This is a genomic window from Dorea sp. (assembly GCF_977044405.1).
The window spans coordinates 122120-144135 of sequence record NZ_CDRRQK010000003.1 but is presented as its reverse complement, the minus strand read 5'-3'; the positions used below and the strand labels follow the sequence as shown (position 1 = coordinate 144135).

20 protein-coding genes and 1 pseudogene are annotated in these 22016 nt (G+C 35.1%); 2 read left to right on the top strand and 19 right to left on the bottom strand.

Annotated features, from left to right (window positions below; translation table 11 throughout):
* Positions 1-158: 158 nt before the first annotated feature.
* Both ACWJAF_RS02625 and ACWJAF_RS02620 read right to left on the bottom strand, forming a co-directional pair.
* Positions 159-1508, bottom strand: coding sequence for a sodium-dependent transporter (locus ACWJAF_RS02625; RefSeq protein ID WP_296091600.1), 1350 nt, complete (start codon positions 1506-1508; stop codon positions 159-161).
* Positions 1509-1629: 121 nt separating this feature from the next.
* Complete coding sequence (locus tag ACWJAF_RS02620; RefSeq protein ID WP_296032892.1) at positions 1630-3285, bottom strand: tryptophanase; 1656 nt, start codon at positions 3283-3285, stop codon at positions 1630-1632.
* Positions 3286-3541: 256 nt separating this feature from the next.
* Between ACWJAF_RS02620 and ACWJAF_RS02615 the strand changes: the two genes are divergently transcribed.
* Entirely contained in the window at positions 3542-4246 is a 705-nt protein-coding gene (locus ACWJAF_RS02615; RefSeq protein ID WP_448862005.1) for a helix-turn-helix transcriptional regulator, read from the top strand.
* Between the two features lie 201 nt (positions 4247-4447).
* Positions 4448-5494, top strand: a complete 1047-nt coding sequence (locus tag ACWJAF_RS02610; protein ID WP_448862040.1) for a Fic family protein — start codon at positions 4448-4450, stop codon at positions 5492-5494.
* An 82-nt stretch (positions 5495-5576) separates the two neighbouring features.
* Here ACWJAF_RS02610 and ACWJAF_RS02605 read toward each other — a convergent pair whose 3' ends face one another.
* The 17 genes and pseudogenes from ACWJAF_RS02605 to ACWJAF_RS02525 all read right to left on the bottom strand — a co-directional run bounded on the left by ACWJAF_RS02605 (position 5577) and on the right by ACWJAF_RS02525 (position 22007).
* On the bottom strand, positions 5577-6809 hold the full coding sequence (locus ACWJAF_RS02605) for a zinc ribbon domain-containing protein (protein ID WP_448862003.1): 1233 nt from the start codon (positions 6807-6809) through the stop codon (positions 5577-5579).
* Positions 6810-6974: 165 nt separating this feature from the next.
* On the bottom strand, positions 6975-7655 hold the full coding sequence (locus ACWJAF_RS02600) for a hypothetical protein (protein WP_448862001.1): 681 nt from the start codon (positions 7653-7655) through the stop codon (positions 6975-6977).
* Positions 7656-7720: 65 nt separating this feature from the next.
* Positions 7721-8584: an N-acetylmuramoyl-L-alanine amidase gene (locus ACWJAF_RS02595; protein WP_448861999.1), complete on the bottom strand. Its 864-nt coding sequence runs from the start codon at positions 8582-8584 to the stop codon at positions 7721-7723.
* A gap of 30 nt (positions 8585-8614) precedes the next feature.
* Complete coding sequence (locus tag ACWJAF_RS02590) at positions 8615-9334, bottom strand: YARHG domain-containing protein (RefSeq protein ID WP_448861997.1); 720 nt, start codon at positions 9332-9334, stop codon at positions 8615-8617.
* Complete coding sequence (locus tag ACWJAF_RS02585) at positions 9297-11291, bottom strand: VWA domain-containing protein (RefSeq protein ID WP_448861995.1); 1995 nt, start codon at positions 11289-11291, stop codon at positions 9297-9299. The genes ACWJAF_RS02590 and ACWJAF_RS02585 overlap by 38 nt, the downstream gene beginning before the upstream one ends.
* The gene (locus tag ACWJAF_RS02580; protein ID WP_448861993.1) at positions 11292-12506 is read right to left on the bottom strand and encodes an N-acetylmuramoyl-L-alanine amidase; all 1215 of its coding nucleotides are present in this window, start codon (positions 12504-12506) and stop codon (positions 11292-11294) included. It abuts the gene before it with no gap.
* 12 nt (positions 12507-12518) lie between these two features.
* Positions 12519-14267, bottom strand: coding sequence for a zinc-ribbon domain-containing protein (locus ACWJAF_RS02575; protein ID WP_448861991.1), 1749 nt, complete (start codon positions 14265-14267; stop codon positions 12519-12521).
* 17 nt (positions 14268-14284) lie between these two features.
* The gene (locus ACWJAF_RS02570; protein WP_448861990.1) at positions 14285-14701 is read right to left on the bottom strand and encodes a hypothetical protein; all 417 of its coding nucleotides are present in this window, start codon (positions 14699-14701) and stop codon (positions 14285-14287) included.
* A gap of 26 nt (positions 14702-14727) precedes the next feature.
* The gene (locus ACWJAF_RS02565) at positions 14728-15057 is read right to left on the bottom strand and encodes a DUF2085 domain-containing protein (RefSeq protein ID WP_448861989.1); all 330 of its coding nucleotides are present in this window, start codon (positions 15055-15057) and stop codon (positions 14728-14730) included.
* Between the two features lie 16 nt (positions 15058-15073).
* Positions 15074-15604: a hypothetical protein gene (locus ACWJAF_RS02560; protein WP_448862045.1), complete on the bottom strand. Its 531-nt coding sequence runs from the start codon at positions 15602-15604 to the stop codon at positions 15074-15076.
* Between the two features lie 63 nt (positions 15605-15667).
* A pseudogene (locus tag ACWJAF_RS02555) lies at positions 15668-15730 on the bottom strand (zinc-ribbon domain-containing protein); the annotation flags it as partial.
* 31 nt (positions 15731-15761) lie between these two features.
* The gene (locus ACWJAF_RS02550) at positions 15762-15932 is read right to left on the bottom strand and encodes a zinc-ribbon domain-containing protein (protein WP_448861988.1); all 171 of its coding nucleotides are present in this window, start codon (positions 15930-15932) and stop codon (positions 15762-15764) included.
* 29 nt (positions 15933-15961) lie between these two features.
* Complete coding sequence (locus ACWJAF_RS02545; RefSeq protein ID WP_448861985.1) at positions 15962-16729, bottom strand: zinc-ribbon domain-containing protein; 768 nt, start codon at positions 16727-16729, stop codon at positions 15962-15964.
* A gap of 113 nt (positions 16730-16842) precedes the next feature.
* The gene (locus tag ACWJAF_RS02540) at positions 16843-18597 is read right to left on the bottom strand and encodes a WG repeat-containing protein (protein WP_448861983.1); all 1755 of its coding nucleotides are present in this window, start codon (positions 18595-18597) and stop codon (positions 16843-16845) included.
* Positions 18598-18615: 18 nt separating this feature from the next.
* A complete protein-coding gene (locus ACWJAF_RS02535) occupies positions 18616-18885 on the bottom strand; it encodes a zinc ribbon domain-containing protein (protein WP_448861981.1) in 270 nt (89 codons plus the stop codon).
* Between the two features lie 20 nt (positions 18886-18905).
* Entirely contained in the window at positions 18906-19847 is a 942-nt protein-coding gene (locus ACWJAF_RS02530; RefSeq protein WP_448861979.1) for a hypothetical protein, read from the bottom strand.
* Between the two features lie 150 nt (positions 19848-19997).
* Entirely contained in the window at positions 19998-22007 is a 2010-nt protein-coding gene (locus tag ACWJAF_RS02525) for a protein kinase domain-containing protein (protein WP_448861977.1), read from the bottom strand.
* Between the last annotated feature and the right edge of the window lie 9 nt (positions 22008-22016).

The window sequence follows — 22016 nt, the reverse complement described above, 5'->3', positions numbered from 1 at the left end:
CCTGTCTGAAAAATCATTCTTTTTTCACCGGAAGTTTTCTTCTGTATTTTGTCTGTTTAACAAAAAACGTCTCTTTTCAAGATTCTGAAAAGAGACGTTTTCAAAGAGAAAAATGCTACCTTTTATCAAACACATATTTTGTGAATATCAACAAACTTTTATCCAATTCCACCATAGAAAATTCCTGCCACAAGTGCAATTGCCGCACATGAGCAATATACGTATTTTCCAAGAGGGTAAAACCATGAACCAATTGGTTCTTTCATTCCTTCGCTTACTGCATGTTCCACATATTCTTTTCCCGCGATCCAGAAAAAGAATACCGCCGCCAACAGTGCTCCTAACGGGCAGAGATAAATTGATACAATATCCATCCAATTCGATACAACTGCCTGAATAAAGAGCGCAACAGCTCCCCCAAAAGCCAGGATTGATGCAGTGGCCGGTAAACGTTTCATACCGAATTGTTCCTGTAAAAATGCTACAGGTGCTTCATATAGATTGATAATAGAACTAACCCCGGCAAATGTTACACATATAAAAAATACAACCCCTACGATTCTTCCGCCAGCCATACCATTCATGACATTAACCAAATATATAAACATCAGTCCCGGTCCTCCGGAAGACAACTCTGCATTTCCAACAGCCATAGCCGGGATAACGACAAGAGCAGACAATATTGCCGATAGAGAATTAAAGAATGCTACGCTTAACGCTGCTCCTGGAATGGATTCACTTTTACTTAGATAGGAGCCATAAATTACTGAACCATTCCCTGCAACCGACATCGAAAAGAACGCCTGCCCAAAAGCAAAAATCCATACTTCCGGATTCATAAGTCCTTTTGGATTCAATGTAAAGATATAGCGATATCCATTCATTGCTCCTGGAATTGTCGCGATGTAAACCGCAAGAGCCAGAAACATTAAGAATAAAAGCGGCATCATAATCTTATTCGCCTTTTCAATTCCTCCTGCAACTCCCATCACCATAATGGCAAAGCTCGCTATAATCGCGATGATAATCCACACATTAGCTCCCCATGCTCCTGCAGTAGATTCAAATGTTCCGACAATCGTATCCATATCCTGTCCCATCTTGAAAAGATTCCCATTTACAGACATCACTGTATATTTGAAAATCCATCCAATGACGCATGTATAACCAATTGCCAGAGCTAATGCTCCTATAATCGGAATCGCTCCGACACGCTCCCCTATTTTTTGATTACCGGTCCGTATCTTCGTACATTTTCCAAATGCACCTACCGGACCGGCTCCTGCTGAACGTCCCAATGAAAATTCCCCAATCACACCGGTCGCTCCGATCAAGACAATAAAAAGGAAAAATGGAATCAAAAACGTCAGTCCACCATACTTCGAAACCATAATTGGCAGGCGCCAGATATTCCCCATTCCGACTGCCGAGCCTACACATGCCAAAATAAATCCCCACTTTGACTGAAAACCGTCTCGAGTTTCTTGTATTGCTTTTTCGTTAGCCATAATATTCTCCTATAGATCCTATTGCATTGCACCGGTGCATATTCACTTAGTTTCAGCTATTTTGTTTTATTCTTTTATTTTTATCTTTTTATTACAGAACTTTTTATAGATATCCTGCTTCTTATTTTTCTTCATTTGGATATGGCTCAAGGAACGCATGGAAGTGACGCATTGGTAATGTATGTCCCCATACAATTCTCATGTTCGGAATATTTTCACGATCTTCGTAAAGCTCTTTTACCGCTGCAATTACATAATCCAGATGTTCTTTCGTAAGTCTGCTGCGATCAATTGCGAAACGTACTACATTCGCAAGTTCTGCCTGCTGTTCCGGTGTCTTCAAATCGTATTCCATAGAATAATCACCAAGTTCCGATGTACGGATACCATAACGTCTGATCAGCTCAATACTGAATCCCTGTCCGGCAAATGTATCATGTCCTCTCTTGCCATCAAAGAATTCATCCATGTTAATGTATACCGCATGACCTCCTGCCGGAAGAACCACTCCCTTAACACCTGCATTGTAGAATCCTTCTGCCAGGTAATTACACTGTCCGATACGATCGTGCATATAATTAAAATCACAGCTTTCATATAAACCAACAGAAAGTGCCATGATATCACGTCCTGACATACCACCATAGGAATCATTACCATAACATGAAATCTGTTTCACTTTCAAAAGAACGCCTACATCTGTTTTGATTGTTCCGTCTTCATTGAAATCCGAGAATTTCTTCCAGAATAAACCTCTGTCTCTAAATGCCAGCATACCACCCATATTTGCATGTCCATCTTTTTTCGCAGACATTGTAAATGCATCACAAAGCGAGAACATCTCTGTGGCAATCTCTGCCATGGATTTATCGGCATAGCCTTCTTCATTCATTTTAATGAAATAACAGTTTTCAGCCCATCTTGCGGCATCGAATACCAGCGGGATATCATACTTATGAGCAACACGGTTGATTTCTTTTAAGTTTGCCATGGATACTGCCTGACCACAGATTGGGTTATTTGTAATACAGGTAAAGATTAAAGGTACATTCTCTACTCCGCAGATATTGATCAATTCTTCCAGCTTTTCAATATCCATATTTCCTTTGAATGGATTCTTTTCATATTTTCCACCTTCAGGGATCTCATATAACAGCTCTTTGTTATATAAATTCCTAGGAATCGAACCCATCTGTTTGATATTACCTTCTGTTGTATCAAAATGTCCATTAGAAGGAATTGTAAATACTTTTCCCGGATGTCTCTGTGCAAGAATCTTCTTTACAATCTCCATCAGTACAGATTCTGCTGCACGTCCCTGCTGGATAATGAATGTATTCGGACGTTCCATCTGTGCTGCTCCACCATTAAAAAGTCCGCCTTCATATTCACACAGATACAATTCATCCATCATCTTTTCAACATCTCTGCAATCTGTTCTTACAAGGTCGATGGAGCGTTTCCAGTTCTTTTCACCTCCACGCTCGAAAATATCGCGGAAGGTGTCCAGCAATACATAGTATCCTGTGTTACGGCCATAAGATTCATCCCCAAGAAAAAGTGACGCCCACTGATGGTTCGTCATTGCTGTTGTACCGGAATCCGATAACATATCAATGGTAAGCATACCGGCAGGAAATGCAAACTCATTGTAATGTGTTGCCTTCAATGCACGTTCCCTCTGCTCTACCGTTACGTTCGGAATATCTCGAACAGCAAATGTGTAGTGGCTAGGTGCCGGAACATTCAATGGGTATTCTTTTGTACTTTTTGTCATGTTGTTTACCTCCGTTTTTATTATTTTTGTGATGAGAATACATTATCATGATAATAAATTATTGTCAACTTATTTTGTCGTTTTTGTGTGTTATGCATGAGTATTTCAGCAATTATTTGTGCATAATGCTTATATTTTATGCTATTATTTATCATTTTTGCATTTCTCCATCTTGATTTTGAGAATATTTTATTGAACCAGATACTTTCAGATGCTATAATAAAAAAAATTAGAAACATACAGAGGAAGTTATGATATGAAAGAAAATTCACTTCAACAATTTGTAAAACTGGTTCCATTTCTTGGGAGCATGCTGGGACCAGATTATGAGATTGTATTACACGATCTGGCAGCAGATCCCCCATCTGTTATCGCCATTGCCAACCAGCATGTCAGCGGGCGTAATATCGGAGCTCCGCTGACGAATCATGCCATGCAGCTGATCGCTGATAAAGCATACAAAAAGCAGGACTGGGATCTAAATTACAGAGGACAGGCTGAGAATGGTAAAGTCCTTCGTTGTTCCACGCTCTTTATCAAAGATGACGATGGTGAACTGGTCGGACTCTTATGTATAAACTTTGACGACTCACGTTACCGTGATCTGTCTGAACGTATCTTTGCATTATGTCATCCGGATGAATACGCCACACAAAATATCAGCATCAATGCGGCACCATTCAAATCCGCTGCTGAAGATAACGAACAGGAAAGCTTTTATAATTCCATATCTTCTGCTATCGATGATGCCCTGATTGCCGTAATGAATAGTTCACAGGTACCGGCCGAGCGACTCACCCAGGATGAAAAAGTCAAGATCTTACAACTATTAGAAGAGCGTGGTATCTTCATGCTCAAGGGGGTTATTCCGATTGTTGCACAGAAACTTGCCTCCTCCCCGGCAAGTATTTATCGTTATTTGAATAAAATCAAATTAGAAGGACGTCCAAGATCGTCGTAGTATATGATTGTTCATAAACATCAACGTTTTTTGCGAAACACGAAGCGGACATCTGCAATCGAAGCAAGAGATTTACTTAATTTGGTTAAACTTTATTATTGTGGGAACACTCTAGATAACAAAATAACGGGAAATCCCTCAAAGATTGATTTTCCCCTTATTTTTTGCTATATTTTAAGGGGAAAGGAGATGATTAAGGGAATGCGGACATTTAACTATTCAAAAATCAAAGATCAGACATGGGATTCTGAAATTCTCGGTCTGATTGCTGCTATCTATAAAGAAGTTGGGAAACAGGAACTTTATTTGAAACAAAAGCCAGAAGAATTAGAAAAATTAGTTGAAATTGCAAAGATTCAAAGTACCGAAGCATCTAATGCTATTGAAGGTATTGTGACTACAAGTACACGTATCAAACAACTGGTCGAGGACAAAACCACTCCCAAAAACAGGGATGAACAGGAAATTGCCGGTTACCGAGATGTTCTGAATATCATTCACGAAAATTTTGATGCTATTCCAATTACACAAAACTATATTCTTCAATTGCATAAAATCATGTATAGCCATATGAACAATCCAATGGCAGGAAGGACAAAAAATAATCAAAATTATATCAGTGCTACTTATCCAGATGGGCACACTGAAATACGCTTCACACCTCTTGCTCCATATGAAACACCAGAAGCCCTTGATAAAATCTGTGAACAATATAATCTTGTCATTGGAAATTTCGAAGTAGAACCGTTAATTATAATCCCCATTTTTATTCATGATTTTCTCTGCATTCATCCTTTTAATGATGGGAACGGAAGATTGAGCCGTCTGCTTACTACGCTTTTATTGTATCGGAGTGGATTCTATGTTGGAAAATATGTATCTCTTGAATCAAAAATTGCTCAAAACAAAGATTTATACTATTCTGCTCTTAACCAGGCACAGAATGGCTGGCATGAAGGAAGCGAAGATGTAATTCCATTTATCAAATATATTCTCGGAACAATTCTTGCAGCATATAAGGATTTTGAAGACCGTGTTTCAATAGTCGAAGAAAAGCTGCCTGCTATCGACATGGTACGTAAAGCCGCTCACAATAAACTTGGACGTTTTACCAAACAGGATATCCGCGAATTCTGTCCTACTCTTAGTGACAGTTCTATTGAAGGAGCTCTCCGAAAAATGCTGGATTTAGGAGAATTGCGACGCGAGGGCGTTGGCCGTGCTACGTGTTATGTGCACCTGAAATAATCCTGCTATATTTATATTTCCTGATGATTTCTCTATATCAACACATCTATTGGTAATATAATAGATGTGTTGATATAGAATTTTATAAATTATCTAATTTCCCTTTTTTCCAAAAGCTTCCTGTTGGTTGAAATTGATTTGCATCTGAAGTCCCGTTTATGAAATCTTTAATAACACCATCATTTCCAATATATCGGATACAAATATCTGGATTTCCTGGTTCCATATAATAACGGTACTCTTCACCATTTCCATATACAAATGCAAAAAGAAGCTCATTATCTTCGTAATAATATTCTGCCGTATATATATTTCCGCCGGGTACTTCACTTTCAGGAAAAACACCTGCCGGAACTATAATTTTCTTTATAAGCGCACCTTCGGAATACACCGTTTTGCCTCTTTGTACTGATTTATTATAAGAATCCAGTTTTTCCTGTGTTCCGTAATATACGTCCCGAATATGTTGTATTTTAGCATTTTGGCTTGTGTTTGTATCAAAATTTTTCGATTCCTGACTTTGTGCTTGATCCGAACTTATATTTGTATTTTCTGTTATATCAGTCTCTTTATTTTTTTCCAGGAAATTTTTTATATTTATAACAGTCTTATCTGCCACTTCGCTATTTATCTCTTCTGACAGTTGTTGATCTAAAGTAAATGTCTTATTGGTCTCCTGCATATAAAATCGTACTTCTTTTTCCGTGTCATTGTTTACTTTATATATATTAATAATCATAATATCATCAAGCTTGTCATCATTATAATCAGTAAATGAAAAATCTTCTATCTTTTCATATTCTTTTCCAGTACGAATATTATTCTGTTCCATTGCTGGTAATTTCATATCCGTTCCATCTTGAAGCTTTACATGAAATATGGCATCTGCATATTTGTTTACAGAAGTATCTGGATTAAACACTATAAATTCAATATCCCCAATTCCATTTAATGTAGCTTTTACTGATAATGCTTTAGTTTCTCTAGTTTTAGCGTTTTCCTTCGCTTTAATTTTTTTGCTATTTTCCTTAACTGTTGTTTTCTTTTCTTCTTTATTTCCTAGAATATCAGGAACAAATTTAATTGTAAATACAGCGATTATTATAATTACCACAGTAGCTACAATAAATGAAAATAGAATCTTTCCTCTTGATTTTCTTTTTTTATCTAAAGTGGGGAAAGAATCTTTTTCACTTTTTTCGAAATTTGACATAAGGAACTCTTCTACAGGTTCACCACATTCTGGACAAAACATTGCTTCATCTACTAATTTCTTTCCACAGCTTGTACAATATCTTTTTCCATTAGTTTCCATATTTTATTCTCCGTAATATTTAAATATCCAGCTAGATTTGAATCAAATTCTTCTGTATAAATCGTCATGTATTCAGAAGACTCTATCCGTGTTTTCTTCTATAAATCAAACGGGTTCCATAGAACAAGATGGTACCCGTTTGATAATCTTCATTTAGTTTAAATATTATTTTGCAGTATACGTTTCCGTAGCGGTATCCGTTTTTAATACCAGCTTCGTATCATCAACCGTATAATCTGCATAATAATCATTATTCATATCTACATCTTTATCTTTGGATTTGGAAAAGTACAACTTGCCATCTTTGTATTTATAATTTCCCTCTTTTTCCCACTCTGTAATGAGTGTTTCAAATTGTTCTAATTTTAATTTTCGATCAACTTCATAAAAATCATTAATCATTTCTTCAGTGCTGGAATATCCGCTATCGACTGCTCTCTCCTTAAGATTTTTATATTCTCCATCTTTTTCATCTGCTTCTTTCAAATTGCGTATCATTCTCTTTTTAATTTTTTCTTCGTACCTATCAAGTACTTCTTGGTAATTTTTTTCAAATTTCCTTTCAGATGCAGATATCTTGTAAGTTTTGAGTGTAAAATTAAGCGTAAATTCAACGTTTAACTCATCCAAATCTACGACTTTTGTAAAATTCCCCTGATAGATTGCTTCTTGATTTGATTCACTTGTACTATCTATAATGTCCTGGATATTTACTTCTCTTACCCATTTTCTGGCCAACCCACCAGATCCTATTGATTTGTTTCCACATCCTACCAGTACTGTCGAAAGGCTCAAAACAACTGCCATTCCTGCACACATCTTCTTCATTAGTTCTCTTTTTTTCATATTCTTTTTCCTTTCCTACCAGGATTATAATATCCTGGACTTTTTGTAATAAAATTTATCATTTTTCAATGATTTTCCATATACACATCGATTCCATCAGCAATCCCTTGAACCATCTTCTGCTGATATTCGGTTGACTGCATTAACATATCTTCCTCCGGATTTGTCATATACCCCATCTCTACAATCGTCACTGGTACCTTGCTCCAATTATTTCCACTCATGGTATCTGTTTCCCAAACATATTCCTTATTGCATCCAGTAATTTCACAATATTTATCAAGAATTGCTTCTGATAATGCTTTACTTTCTCCATATATCGTGGAATTGTAAGGACTATTTGCTGTTGTACAAATTGTCATAGCCCCTTTTGCATTAGAATTTTCTGAACCATTGGCATGAATTCTTACATATGCATCTGCATTAGCGTTATTGGCAACCTCCGCTCGTTGTATACAACTAATTGGAACATCATTTGATTCTCTTGTCATAATCACCTGATATCCTCGTTGTTCCAACACTTCTTTTAATTGTAAAGACACATTCAATGTTAATTCATACTCTGGTACACCACTGGAAACACCACTTGTCCCACTGGCGTCTGCTGCTTTTTGCTCAGTTGATCCGGGTCCTAACGGTTCCATTCCTGTTGCTACAACTGCTGAATGCCCCGGATCAAGAACAATAATTCTTTTATCTATAGCATTCTGGTTTTCATAAACCGTATTGCTCTGTGAATCAGTGGTCGTAGAATTTGTTTCATTGTCCACTGTATCAACTGAACTATCAGCTTTTTTAGGAGCTTTTTTGTTCTTTTGCTTCTGTGCCTGATTTGTCTGCCTATTTTCACTGATTGTTTTTACATGCGCTTTTTGCGTACAGCCACATAATGCAAACAGAACAATTAGCAAATATAGTGCTCTTTTCATATTCTTCATATCTTGATATTTTCCCTTTGTTTATTGATCTAATTGATATCCTCCATTTTGCGCCCTGTTCTCTGCATCTTTTAAAAATTCTGCATTTCTTTTTTCAATATCTGAAAGCAGTTGGTCACTGTAATTTGCATCAAAACTACTTCCGTCATATTTTCCGACATACCAGCTTTTACTTTCGAAATAATTTCTTAATTCCTGTGAATCGAATTTTCTTCCATGTCTTGCATATATTTCATTTTTGGCATAATTTAATTCTCTTGCCGTCAAACCTTGAATATCTGAATCTGTTAATAATCTTGTCGCACTGTCTGCTATGATATATTCACTGTTAGTAGTATCTTCCGGCTGATTTTTAGCAGATTCATTATTTTGATATACATTCGAAGTAGAATCTTCCTTTTTTACTGATTTTGTATCTTCTTTTTTCTTTGTCTTCTTTTTATTATTATCTTTCTTTTTGGCCGTTTTGCTTTTTTCTTCTGTCGTTACCTGCTCCTTTGTATTCACATGAATTGTTGCATAAAGCGTAGCTATTCCAGCTATAATTACCAACGACACAATTGTAGCAACTATCATATAACCTTTATTTTTTCTGGAAACAGGTGTCCCGCAATTACTGCAAAATACAGAATCTTCTGCCAGCTCTTGTCCGCATTTTCTGCATCTCATATCTTTGCTCCTTTTTCGCTTTGATGTACCTTCTTTACTGTTTGATTCTTGAAACAACTTTAATATCAACAAAGGATGTCATGAACCAATTTCCATTTTCTTTTACCAGGGAATATTTACATTCCTGAGTCATTAGTTGTAATGCTTCTCCTGAAACCTGTACATAATAAGTTTCCCTTGTTGAAATGACACAATTGTTTTCATCACTATAAGACACGTCCGTCAATTCATACGAATCCAATTGTTCAGATATATCTCTCTGTACATATTTTTCCTGTTCTGTATAAATCGGACTGCCCTTTTGCAAACAATTAGATATTAATGAAAAATCAGAATGATTTACTGCATCATCAAAGTTTTTCAAATAGTCTTCAACGACTGCCTCCGGACCATCTTTATATAAGGTTGCGCTTCCCGCACTTAATAAAACATTTGGTGTATATGTATAATTACATTCTCCTCCATATTTTACGCTCTTATATCCTGTCTTTATATCTGACTGGGCGTTAATATCAGCTCCTGTCCCGTCTTCAAATTCAACCATATATAATTGTTTTTCCATACGGTAGATCTTTTCATATATTTCCTGCATAGAATTTACCGCATTGATGTTATAATATTCTCCGCCAGTCTGATTTGTAATCGTATAAAGATCGGTTGTATCTACGGAGCCGATTCCAATAATAAATACAGGGACATGATATCTGTTCGCAACATTTACAACATCCATTGCCGAGCAATCACTATAGTTATCATTCCCGTCTGTAAATGCAATGACACATCTTGCTCCTGACTGTGTTGCAACTCTTTCTACCGCTGTATAAAGCGCATCATACAAACTTGTCATATCCCCGGTGATCAAATCATTGATTTCATCAATTAAAAGAGAAGCATCATCTGTAAATTCCTGTTCTAGTCTTACTCCTGTTGCAAACGAGGTAAGTTCTACCTGATCACCCGCATCAAACTGCATACTATTTACAAAATTTGACATACACATTTTGGCTTCACTTAACGGAGTGCCACTCATGCTTCCACTTACATCCGCAACCATATCTACTTTTAAAGCTTCCTGTTCATTAAGCTGTGAAACCGCTTTTACTTTCTGTTTTACATAATTTGCTGTTGCATCCTTTTTTAACACGTAGAACGATGTATCATCTAAACCACTTGGAACATTTCCCGTATTTTCATCCCGGATATTCAAATATAATTTCACTTTCGGGAAATCAGATGCATCTACTTGCTGTATAGAAATGTCTAATACATTTTCCGGATCTATATACATATAAACCGTTTGATCCATTTTTGAAAAAGCCTTTTTAATTGCTTTATAATTTTTATCTTTTGCAGCTACTAAATTATTGATTTTTTCTAAATTTTCTTTATATTCTTTCTTCTCACTGTTCTCTGCATTTGCCATATCGATCGCCTGATACATAGAAACACGGTCTTTAATATATTTATTATCTGCATTTATCAAATTAGTTCTGGCCGTTTCTACTTTATTGTATTTATCAAATGTATCCTGTGCTTTCTTATTGATAATCGCTTTTTGACATTGATTTAAAGCTTTGACATATTTCTTATAACTTTCTTCATCTAATTTATAATTTTCTTTATTACCTTGTAACTCTTTTATACTGTTGCTGCATTCAGTAAATTTATCTACATTGCTCCCAATCTTCTGCAAATCATTAATTACAGCTTTTTTCCCTGAAATATCAACAATCCCACAACGATTCCATTCATGTACTGCTTTTGCTTTTTGTTGATTAAATTCCGGTATATCTGCTTTTTCTATTTTAGTTATCAGCTTTTCCTTTTTCGTATTTAATCCTACCGTGGCGTACAATACACCTGCCACAATGATTACAATTAGAAAAATTCCCAGTATCATATATTTTTTCTGGTTGTTCTTTTTAGGCTGCTGATAGTCATTATTTCCAGATCTTTTAATTTCAGAGCCACATACCGGGCAGAATGCGGAATCATCATCTATCTTACTGCCACATTTTCCACAATACATTTAATCACCTTCCTTTTTCATAAGTTCATATCCTTCAGCGATGCCTCTTGCATCTGCATCAGCCCATTTTTCCAGTAATTCTCCTGTTAATACAAGTTTTCGTATTTCAGGAATGGTATGAAAACCATGCTCTATAATTAGCCCTGGTACATTTACTGTAGCAGCTCCACGTAACACACCATAGTAATCACCATGTTCTCCCCATCTGACACATACAGTTCCTGGTACATTTAGTTGATCATTATATTCATCAGACCATTTTTTTACTTCTTCTTTACTCTCAATGCTCTGAAACTTTTCAGATTCTGATACTTGCATATTGTAATTCACTTCTGTAAGATATGATCCGATTGCATTGGCAAGATGTAACATCCTGTTATCTTCATATGCCACTGCATTAACAAATACCAATGTCTTATTAATACTGATTGGCTGTTTATCTGTAGCATATCCATTTGCATTATCCTGATTTGCATTCGTATGAAGTGACAGGAATAAATCACTTCCCTGCGCATATCTTCCTCTTAAACTAATATGCCCTTCGTCTAAACTATCATTTGTATAGCCACCTAAAGTGATGTCGTCTGTCGTTCGGGTTAAAATACATGTTATACCGTAGCTAAGTCGCAATTTCTCTTCAAGATTTTTTGCAAGTATCAATGTTGCATTACCTTCTGAATAGCTGCTCCCATCTGCATCTACTATTTTGTTTTTTCCTGAAAAATGTCCCGGATCGATACAGATAAGCAAATTACTGGCATAGATACTATTTCCTTCTACTGGTTTATATTTTTTCGTATCTGTAACACTGACGTCTATTCTGTACTCATATTGCTGTACCGTATCTTCTTTTAGAATATCTGCCAGTGTTAATTCTCTGTCTTGTATATTATGATCTGATTGAAGCTGTCCAACCTGTTTCCATTTATTTTCATTAGGCTTTCTTCGCATCAAATAATATGTATCTACATACGGATTCTTCTGATCAGACCAAGTAATATCAATTTCTTTTTCCGAAACACGTACAAATTTTATATCTGAAATGCAGATTTTTTCTGTTTCCCAATCATCTGAAAGCTTTTCTTCCTTGCAAGTTTTTAGAACTTCTTTTTTTTCTTTTTGCGTCTTATTATTTTCTTTTTGAGGAATGCATAAGTAAATAACGACCAGTAACACCGTCATTAAGAACAGCATAATTAATCTTTTATACTTCATCCTTTATGACACCTACTTTTGCAATAAACTTTTATCGGTAGTTTCTGCGCTTTCTACCGGATATGAATTGGAATAATATTCTTCATCCTGTCCAAGCTGTTTATTGGACACTTCTTCACTTTCGATTTTTCCATTATTAATTTCAATATGTGAAATGGTTTCTCCCATCATATATCCCTGTACCTGAATTATATATTTTTCTGTTCCTCCATTTTCATCTTTATAAAACATCGTATGAAATCCAGATATCTCTCCAAGGTATTTACTTTTATTATTCTGTATTGTATATGCCTGATAAGTATAATCTGCTTCACATGTTCCATTTTGAACAAGAAGTTCCTTTATTCCATCTTTATCTATATCGCATAAAAAGTAATTCATAACTTGTATCCCGTCATAATACTTACTGTATGCAGCATCAATAATCGGTCCATATTCTGCAAGATATGTATCAGATGTTACAGAATTTGAACTTTCAGCTATGGATTGACTATCTATTGACGTTTCTTTTGAAGACGAATTAGTTGTATCTCCATACTTTATCTGAATCACAACTTTTCCAAACTCATCTGGATTATATCCTTGTATAGAATTAGTCGCATTACTATAAACTTTATCAGCATCAAACCCTTCATTTTTTCCTTGAATTCTTAATAAAATTTCATCTACGGAATCTTGAAATTCAAATACTGATTTTCCTGTTTCTTTTATTTTTGCAGCATCCTTATTCAAACCAAGTTTTGTGAGCATTTCTATCATCTTTTGTTGTGTTTCATCTGGCATGAAATCTGATCCTGACATTGGTTCTGTCTGACCTGCTTGTTCTACAAATTGATTATTTTCATAAGTTAATACAAAAGATTTAATTGTTGCTCCAGTGGCATAAGTACACACTACTTCATCATTACTTCCACATATATATGTTTTTTTATCTTTTGTAATTAAAAAGATACCTGCATTTTCATTATCCCCATATCCAAGAACAGGATATAATCCCCAGTATTCATCCTGTAATGTTACTTCTCCATTAACCAACGCATACATTTGTAAATAAACTGCATTCTGATTTTCTCCAATACCAATAGAATTTTTTTCACTTTTCTTCAGTAACAATACCAGCAATTCTTCCTTGCCATCATTGTCATAATCCATGATATTCCAATTCATTACGCCTTTTTCAGATTGAAGAGGTTTTACACTAACTCCATTATAAGAAGTCCTCTCATATTTGCATTCATATTGACCTTCTTTACATTGTCCTTCTTTTGGGATCAATACTTTATCTACATACGTATACAGATCATATCTTTGCTGAATTTCTTCTGATTCTTCCGTATCTACATTTTTCACAGCTTTTTTTAATATATTCGTTGCTTCCTTTTGCTTTCCCTGAGCCATATAAAGATCTGCAAGTTTGATATATGGTTCTTTCTTTTTCGGTTCGATAGAAATGGCTTTCAGATATTTATCTTCTGCTTTTTCATAATCTAAATCTTCAATATACTTATTTCCCTCATCCATCAATGCCTGATAATTATTATTTTTCTTTACATTATCTGTTCTCCGTGTGGCATATGACATTCCAATCCCTACAGATATTGCAATAATAAAAAATGCAATAATCAATGGCCATATTCTTTTTTTCTTTTTTACATTGTTTGTCGCATTTGGCTTTTCACGACCTGACGCTGTCTCCGTCCCACAATAAGGGCAGAAACGGGCATCCTCTCTAATTTGTTTCCCGCATTTTTTGCAAAACATGCTTTCTCTTCCTTTAACTAATCAACATATTTATTTACAAAACGATCCGCTGTCGGAACGTGTATAGTTCCCTGATTCAAAGCTTTCACTCCCAATATAATAAAAAGCAGTTTCTGGATTATCTCTATAACACCTGTAATTGCTATCGTAAGATTGGTCACGAATTTTTCCGTAAAATCTATTCCCATAGCCAAAATGATATGTTCCATACAATCCATCACATCTGGAATTAAATGTACGATTGTAGTTGCCATGGAAAATATGATCATTAATACAATTGCTTTTACAGCATTCCTTCTAAGCCACTGATTATTTTCCACTAGCAATACATATCCTGTTAAAAATACTGCAACAAAATATCCCCCAAATAATCCAGTAAAATATATTGCCGCACATAACGCACCTACCGATATTCCCAACTTTGTCTTTTGCATTCTTTTTCTCCTCTTCTCAATTATTCTTATCGTTTAAGAATAATCTTTATCAAATATTTAAATATATAAATCATCAGCTGCATATATCCTGCTCCGCAAATGATTCCTGTAAATAATCTTCGGACATTCGTTGACTCTTTTATTCCCAGATATTGAACATGCCAGTCTACGAACATAATTATGCACATAGACAGGCATACTTCTATTGAAAAATGTATTTTTAAATACAACAGTCCACCAACCAAATATCCTAATCCAACGCCTGTACATCTTGCACATACAGGGAATTGATAGCCGTGCCAGAAAAAGCTTCGATCTGCTCTTTGATGACATCCGGATGATTTTCCTATCTTCATTAAGTATTGATGTAGTTTATGCTTCTGTAGATTCATGTTCTAATTTTTGATATTCCTCTTTCTCTTTGCGCAGCAGATTCCATTGTGCAAATGCCATTAAAACATAGACAATTGCCAATATTAACAAGAGCTTTCCCATGAAAGAAATATGAGACACCCAGAAAAATGCAGCACCTAAAAGTGCAAATACACTAATACAAAGTGACGCTTTCATTGCGGTATCTTCTTTCTCCAATTCATTTTTCCAGTCTTCAAGATTGCGGAATTTATTACCACAATCCGAGCATACCCAATAAGTTTTATTTGTAGTATCTACAGATGTCTTCTGCTTACTTCCACAATTTCCGCATAGCAAACCAAATGGTCCTAATACTAACCATCCCAAACATCCCTTTGTAGATGAATATCCTCCACCTGAGGTTTTTACATGTGTATCTGTTTCTGTAGTAATTTGTAATCTTTTTCCACCACACTTCGGACACTTAACTGTTTTAATCTTATAATCTTGAGGTTCAGATTCCTGTTTTTTTGCTACAGAATCAGGCATTCCCTGATATACAATCTCTGGTTGTTTTTCATCTGTGTTGACAGAATTCTGTTTTTGTTCTGCGCCACATGCTCCACAAAAACGTGCCCCCTCTGGTAATTTGTTTCCACACTTTCTACAATACATCTCTTTTCCTCCGTATCTCTCTATTCCTTTTCTAAATATATAGTATCTGTTCCATCTTGTAACTTTTCAAACTGAATTCTGACCTTTTACTCACATTCTGCTTTTCAATCTTTTGGATAACTTGGAAATCCTGTTTTGCACCACACACGCCACAAAACTTTGACCCATCCGGTAGTTTTTTCCCACATTTTTTGCAATACATCTTGTTAATCCCTTTTCCTCGTATGATAATTATTCAATCTTCATCCCACAGTTGATACAAAACAAATCGCCCTGTTCAACTTCTTTACCACAATTTGGACATTTATTCTGCAGAATTGTATCATCACTAATCTCATCAATCGCCTGTTCTAATTTCATTCCGCACGATATACAGAATTTCTGCTCCTCATTAACCATTACATTACATCGAGGACATCTTTTTTCTGGTGCTGTTTCTTCCATTACTATTGGGTTTTCTCCTGTTTCATTGCTGCTTTTTTCAACTTTCCATCCGCATCCTGTGCAAAAAGTATTCCCCTGAGTTATAACTTTTCCACAATTCGGACATACATTCATATTTTCTTCTGTTTCACTTTCTTCATTTACCATTTCTTCTAATGTGTCTTCTTCCTTTTCTCTTTCAACAATTTTATGGCCACATGATGTACAGAATGCAAATCCATCTTCTATTGGTGCACCACAATTTGAACATCTCTTTTCCTGCTTCGCTTTATCAGGTACTTTCTCTACTTTCATCCTGCTTCCACATGCATTGCAAAATACAGAATCCGAAGATACCTCTGCACCGCAATTGGGACAATTTATCATTCCCCTTAAGACATTAAGTTGTTTTTGCTTCAAGAGAACTCTCTCTTTACCTTCATCAATTTTCTGGCACAGCTCTTTCAACTGTCCTTCTGCATCTGATGAACAATTTTCATAAAAATAAATACCTATCTGCTTATATAATTCTTCCTGATTTTTTTCTTCTTCCTTAATTTCATTGGATATCTTCATCGATCCAGACATTTCTTTTGCTTTGTCTGTTCCTGCATTGATCCAATTGGATAATCTCTGATCCACATCGTCTAATAAAGCCATCTCTTCTCTCCTGTTCATTTAAAATATAATCAATTCTTTGTGTAATTAAATAGTGAAGTCGTGCATTCCGCAGTATCTACATTAACATCCGCTCCTGCAACAAATTCGCCATTTTCCGTAAAAGTTACATTTACTAATGTACATTCTCCTGTTTCCCAGTAATACGGATTATCTGATATCGTCATTGCAATATTGTCTGAGTCTGGTACTCCTAATTGTTGTTTTATATATGCTATTTGCTCACGTGTAAATATACCGTCATTTTCTGTATTTTCAGATTTTTCCGTTGTATCTTCAACCGCATCTGTTATATTATTCTCTGGCTTAGCTTCACTTAATTGAATGACTCCCCATTTTCCATTCTTTTTCACCCAGCATTTTCCATCATATACCGGAAGGATTTTTTCAAAAACACCCGGAAGAATTACCAACTTATTATCTGTAGTCCTCATTTCCCATTTTTTGTTTTTAAAAAGTGTAATATAACCTTCTGTTGCAGCATAACAATAATCCTTCTGGATTGTTTGTCCTAAATCCGCATAATATTCATTCCATGAGGCATCATACTCTATTGGAATAACTTCCTTTCCGAGTTTATCTATGTACCCCCATTTTCCATCTTTTTGCACTGCCATTAATCCTGAATTTTCAGATCCACATTCATCATATATGTAACTACCGATCAAATTTCCATCTTTCCACAATGCATATTTTGATGAAAGATTTTCAATCCATATTCCTGGGTCTCCATTTGATGATTCATTGTATAACCTATCCGCTTTCTTCAATGGAATGGTTGTTGATAATTCTTTAAGTTTTTCAGTATATTCCTGATCGTCAGAATATTTCATTCCAGATAATGTATTCTCTATACTGTTATAAAAATAATAACTTCCCTGTAATTCTATCTTCTCATAATCCGGACAGTTCTCTACTTTTCCCTCGTCCGTAATGATACAACTGTCTCCGCCATCTACGCTTAACCAATAATAGCCATCTAACGTTTTTACACTATCAACAACAAATTTCTTATTTGAATCAGAATTACTTTGTCTCGCAAATGTGTTTACGGCCTTATCTAAATCAATAATCTTTCCATCCATTTCAATCAGGCTATATCTATCCTTTTGTTTCAAAACAGCGTATTTTGATTCCTTTTGTTTTTGAAGTTCATTTGTAGCGTTTTCCCGGTTATCACTTGCTCTTAAGTAATAAATATCATCCGCTTCAATTTCAGGCTGTAAAACCCATGTATATTCTGAGGCATTTGATATCTCTTCTTTTTTCTCTTCAATTTCTTTTTTTATTTTAGAAATATCATTATTCTTTTTTCCTTTTTCCTCTGTTACTGCCACATTTTCAGAAGCTTCTTCCAAGATTTTTACTGCTTTATCATATTGTTCCTGTGCAACATATACATCAGCCAGCTTTAGATATGGATCCTTTCTTTTAGGATCTATCTTTATTGCTTTCAGATAAGATGCTTCTGCTTTTTCATAATCCAGATCTTCTACATATTTATTTCCCTGTGTAATCTGATTATTATATTCGTTTATCTGCTTTTCTTCCTTTGGCTTTGATATCCAAAGTCCGGCAATTATACCTGCAACAATTATTACCAGAATAAAAAAGATTCCCCATTTCTTTCCTGTATTTTTCTTGCTAGCTTCCTTGTTTTCTTTCTGTAAAGCATATGCTGACTGGTCATGCTGCAACTGACTTCCGCAATTTTTACAGAACTTCGCACTATCATTATTCTTGGTCCCACACTTTTTACAAATCATAACTTTTCCTCATATTATTTATCCGATTTTCGCACCACAATTTCCGCAGAACATATCTCCTGCTACAACCGGCTTTCCACACTTCGGGCATCTGCCTTCTGTTTGCTGCTTTATAAGCATGTTGTTTTTTATCGTATTAATTTTTTCAAAAAGAGGTAACAGTTGTGGCAATGGATCTTCAAAGGCTCCTTCGTAATATTCCTTTCCAAGTTCCATATATGCCTGCTCTAACATATCTTTTGTATTCATTTTTTCTTCATTTACCAGTACGGTTCTATCATTTTCCATAATTCTTCCCCTTTTCTTATCTATGCTAATCTGAACATATTTTCATTCAGACCTTGTTCATTTTTAATTACAATTTTCATTGCCCGGGGCAGATAATAAATTCTTCCAGCTCCCAGTGGTTGCCCGCTTTCCAGGTGAACACAACATTTCTTTTGAGGTATTACAACATATTCATCATATTTCGTATCATAATATATTTTTGCAAGACACTTTTCTTTACCTTGATTATTTTTTAAGATAATGTTGTTATTCTCCTTTAATATGTATACATACTTTTCTTTGTCCATTGGAAATACTTTTCCCGTATAAGGAATCTGCACTCCTTCTATTGCCCCAAAAAATTCTTTCTGTTCTTTATGATTAACACTGATATCATTTACTGGATAAGTTTTCACATCTTCATGGATATATGGAGTGGTTGGAATATAATCCGGTACAAATTCTTTTCTGTATTCTTCCTTTTTATATTCTTCTTTTCCCATATTCATAAGACCATATATATTTATTACAACCGCTGCAATCTGCAATAATCCCCACAGAATAAACGGCATCATATTGAATTGCACAACATTTCCGATTCCAAAATAACTTACAGTACTCCCGATCATATCCAATTTTTCTTTGATCATCCGAAACAGCAGAACTGCTGTAATAACTATCACTGCCTGTCCTGCAAGTTCTATACAATAAACCGCTGATGAGCGTATTACCCATGCTGAAACTCCAACAGCAATTGTTAATATAATCAAAAACAACAACATATATATGTATGAACTCATATATTGCTTTAGTGCTGCCTGAATGCTTCCTGTAAAGGTGTCGTTTGATTTACCATATATCATATTTAACATTTTCAGTAATGACACATCCCATGTACTTATTTTCAGAACAGGGAAAAATATAATTTCTAATGTTAAAAGAATCAGTATGCCTGATATATATTTCTCTTTTCTATCACTCATCCCTTTTTCTCCTACTCTTCTTCGATTTGTGTAAGTAATTGCCGTCGCTCTTTAGGGAACTTCCGCATTGTAAAAAGTAAACCACCTATGCTTCCAACAATTCCGATACAACCAGCTATCACTATTAATAAGCCTCTTGTAATCTCCATTTTATAGCCATCCCCCGCTTCTTACCTGTTGATATACATTTTCCAATAATTGCATTTCTGAATCTGTATCATTATTTTTTAATTGTGCATAATATAATTTTTCAGCACGTTCATAATACTTTTCAAATGCTGAATAATCCCGGAAATCATTGCCTTTTTGTTCCTGCTTATCTATCTCTAAAAAAGCAAGGCGTTTTTCGATATTATAATCATCTCCGTAAAGTTCTATCATTTGTGTGAGTATATCTGCAGTGTCTGCCAGATTCTTTTGTTTCTGGTATAAAATTGCCAGGTTATTATATGTTGTATACGTTTCCCATCCTTGTTCAATTACTTCTTTACTAAGATTAATTGCTTCGTTTCTTAACTGTGTGTCTCCGGCATCAGCAAGATCAATATCAACTTGAATCAGTTTTTCTAAAATCTGCATCTGATTCTCCATCGGAAGATTATTTCTTGCTTCAAGTAATATTGCTCTTTCTTCTTTATCTTCTCCGGCTTCTTCGTATATTTCACTTAATAACAGGTATGCTCTTGTCTTCAATTGATCATCCTCTGTAATTCCAATACATTGCCGGAATTCTGATATGGCATCACTTTCGTTATTTAGTGCTTTTTCAATCTCACCTTTTGTAAAATGAATAGAATCTTCGTTCAGTCCTTTATCAATGGCATCCTGTAAGATTTCTTCGGCTTTTTCTGTATTTCCGTTATATGCTAATGCAATGGCATAGTCTCTGTAATACAGACTGTCTTTTGCTCCAAACTGGAATGCTTTTTCAAAAACGTCTACTGAACTTTCGTAATCTTCCAGTTGGAAATAACTTTCCGCTTCCAGATAATACAAATCTCCCATTCTCTCATCTATAATATCTACTTTTTCATTTTGCAGTACATCATATTCTACAAAGTCTATACATTTTTCATATTTTTCTTCATCATACAAGGTATATGCATTTTGATAATAGCTTTCCAACTTATCCGGAAATACTTTTATTGCACTCTTATAGACTTTTCGTTCTTTTCCATATTTCCCTGCCTCACGGTACATAACCTGTTTTTCGACAAGATTATTGTATTTTTCAACACGTTCTAGCTTTACTTCATGTATTCCATATCCTGTGCCAGCTATAGATATTCCAAGCAATAATATAAACCCAGCCCTTATAGCTCTTTGTCTTGCCAATAACCGCTTGTATCTTTTATCTTTTTTATAAATATTTTGAAATGCCTGATACATCTCATAAGCATTCGCATATCTTTTATCACGTTCTAATACGATTGCTTTCATGATGACACTTGCAAATCCTTCACTGACATGCTCCTGTAACTCTTCATATTCTCTTCCAGATCTGTGACGCTCCAGTTTATGTCCTGTAATCAGATGATAAAATGTTGCCCCTACACTGTATATATCACTTTTTTCATCCACCACAGTATGATTCGGTATCGCATGTATAGATTTTTTATCTAATGCAATAATGTATTGTTCCGGAGAGGTATAACCCTCGGTATATCCAAGAACCGTGTTTTCATCCATAAAGAAGGAAATATTAAAATCAATCAGACATATATTTCCCTGTGGCGTTAACATAATATTTGCCGGTTTAATATCGCCATGAACAATCGGTGGCTTCTGGCTATGCAAATAATACAAAGCACTACATAACTGCATTCCCCACCGTATTAATTGATTTTGTGAAAACTGAACTCCTTCCTCTAGTAATTCTTTAAATGAGTGTCCCGGTATAAAGCTCATAACCGTATAGATTTCGCCGTCAACATTCAAAAAATCTAATACTTGTGGTAAATATGAATGATTCAGATTTTTCAATATATCTACTTCTTGTCTGTTAATCCTCATATTTACATTCTTTTGTTTAATTCTTTTTAATACAACCTCTTTTTTTAATCTCTTGTGATAAGCTTTATATACGGCACCTCCGCTTCCAGATTGAAGATACCCTATAATTTCATATGTATCTGAAAATATATTTTTTTCATTGCTCATAATACTGTA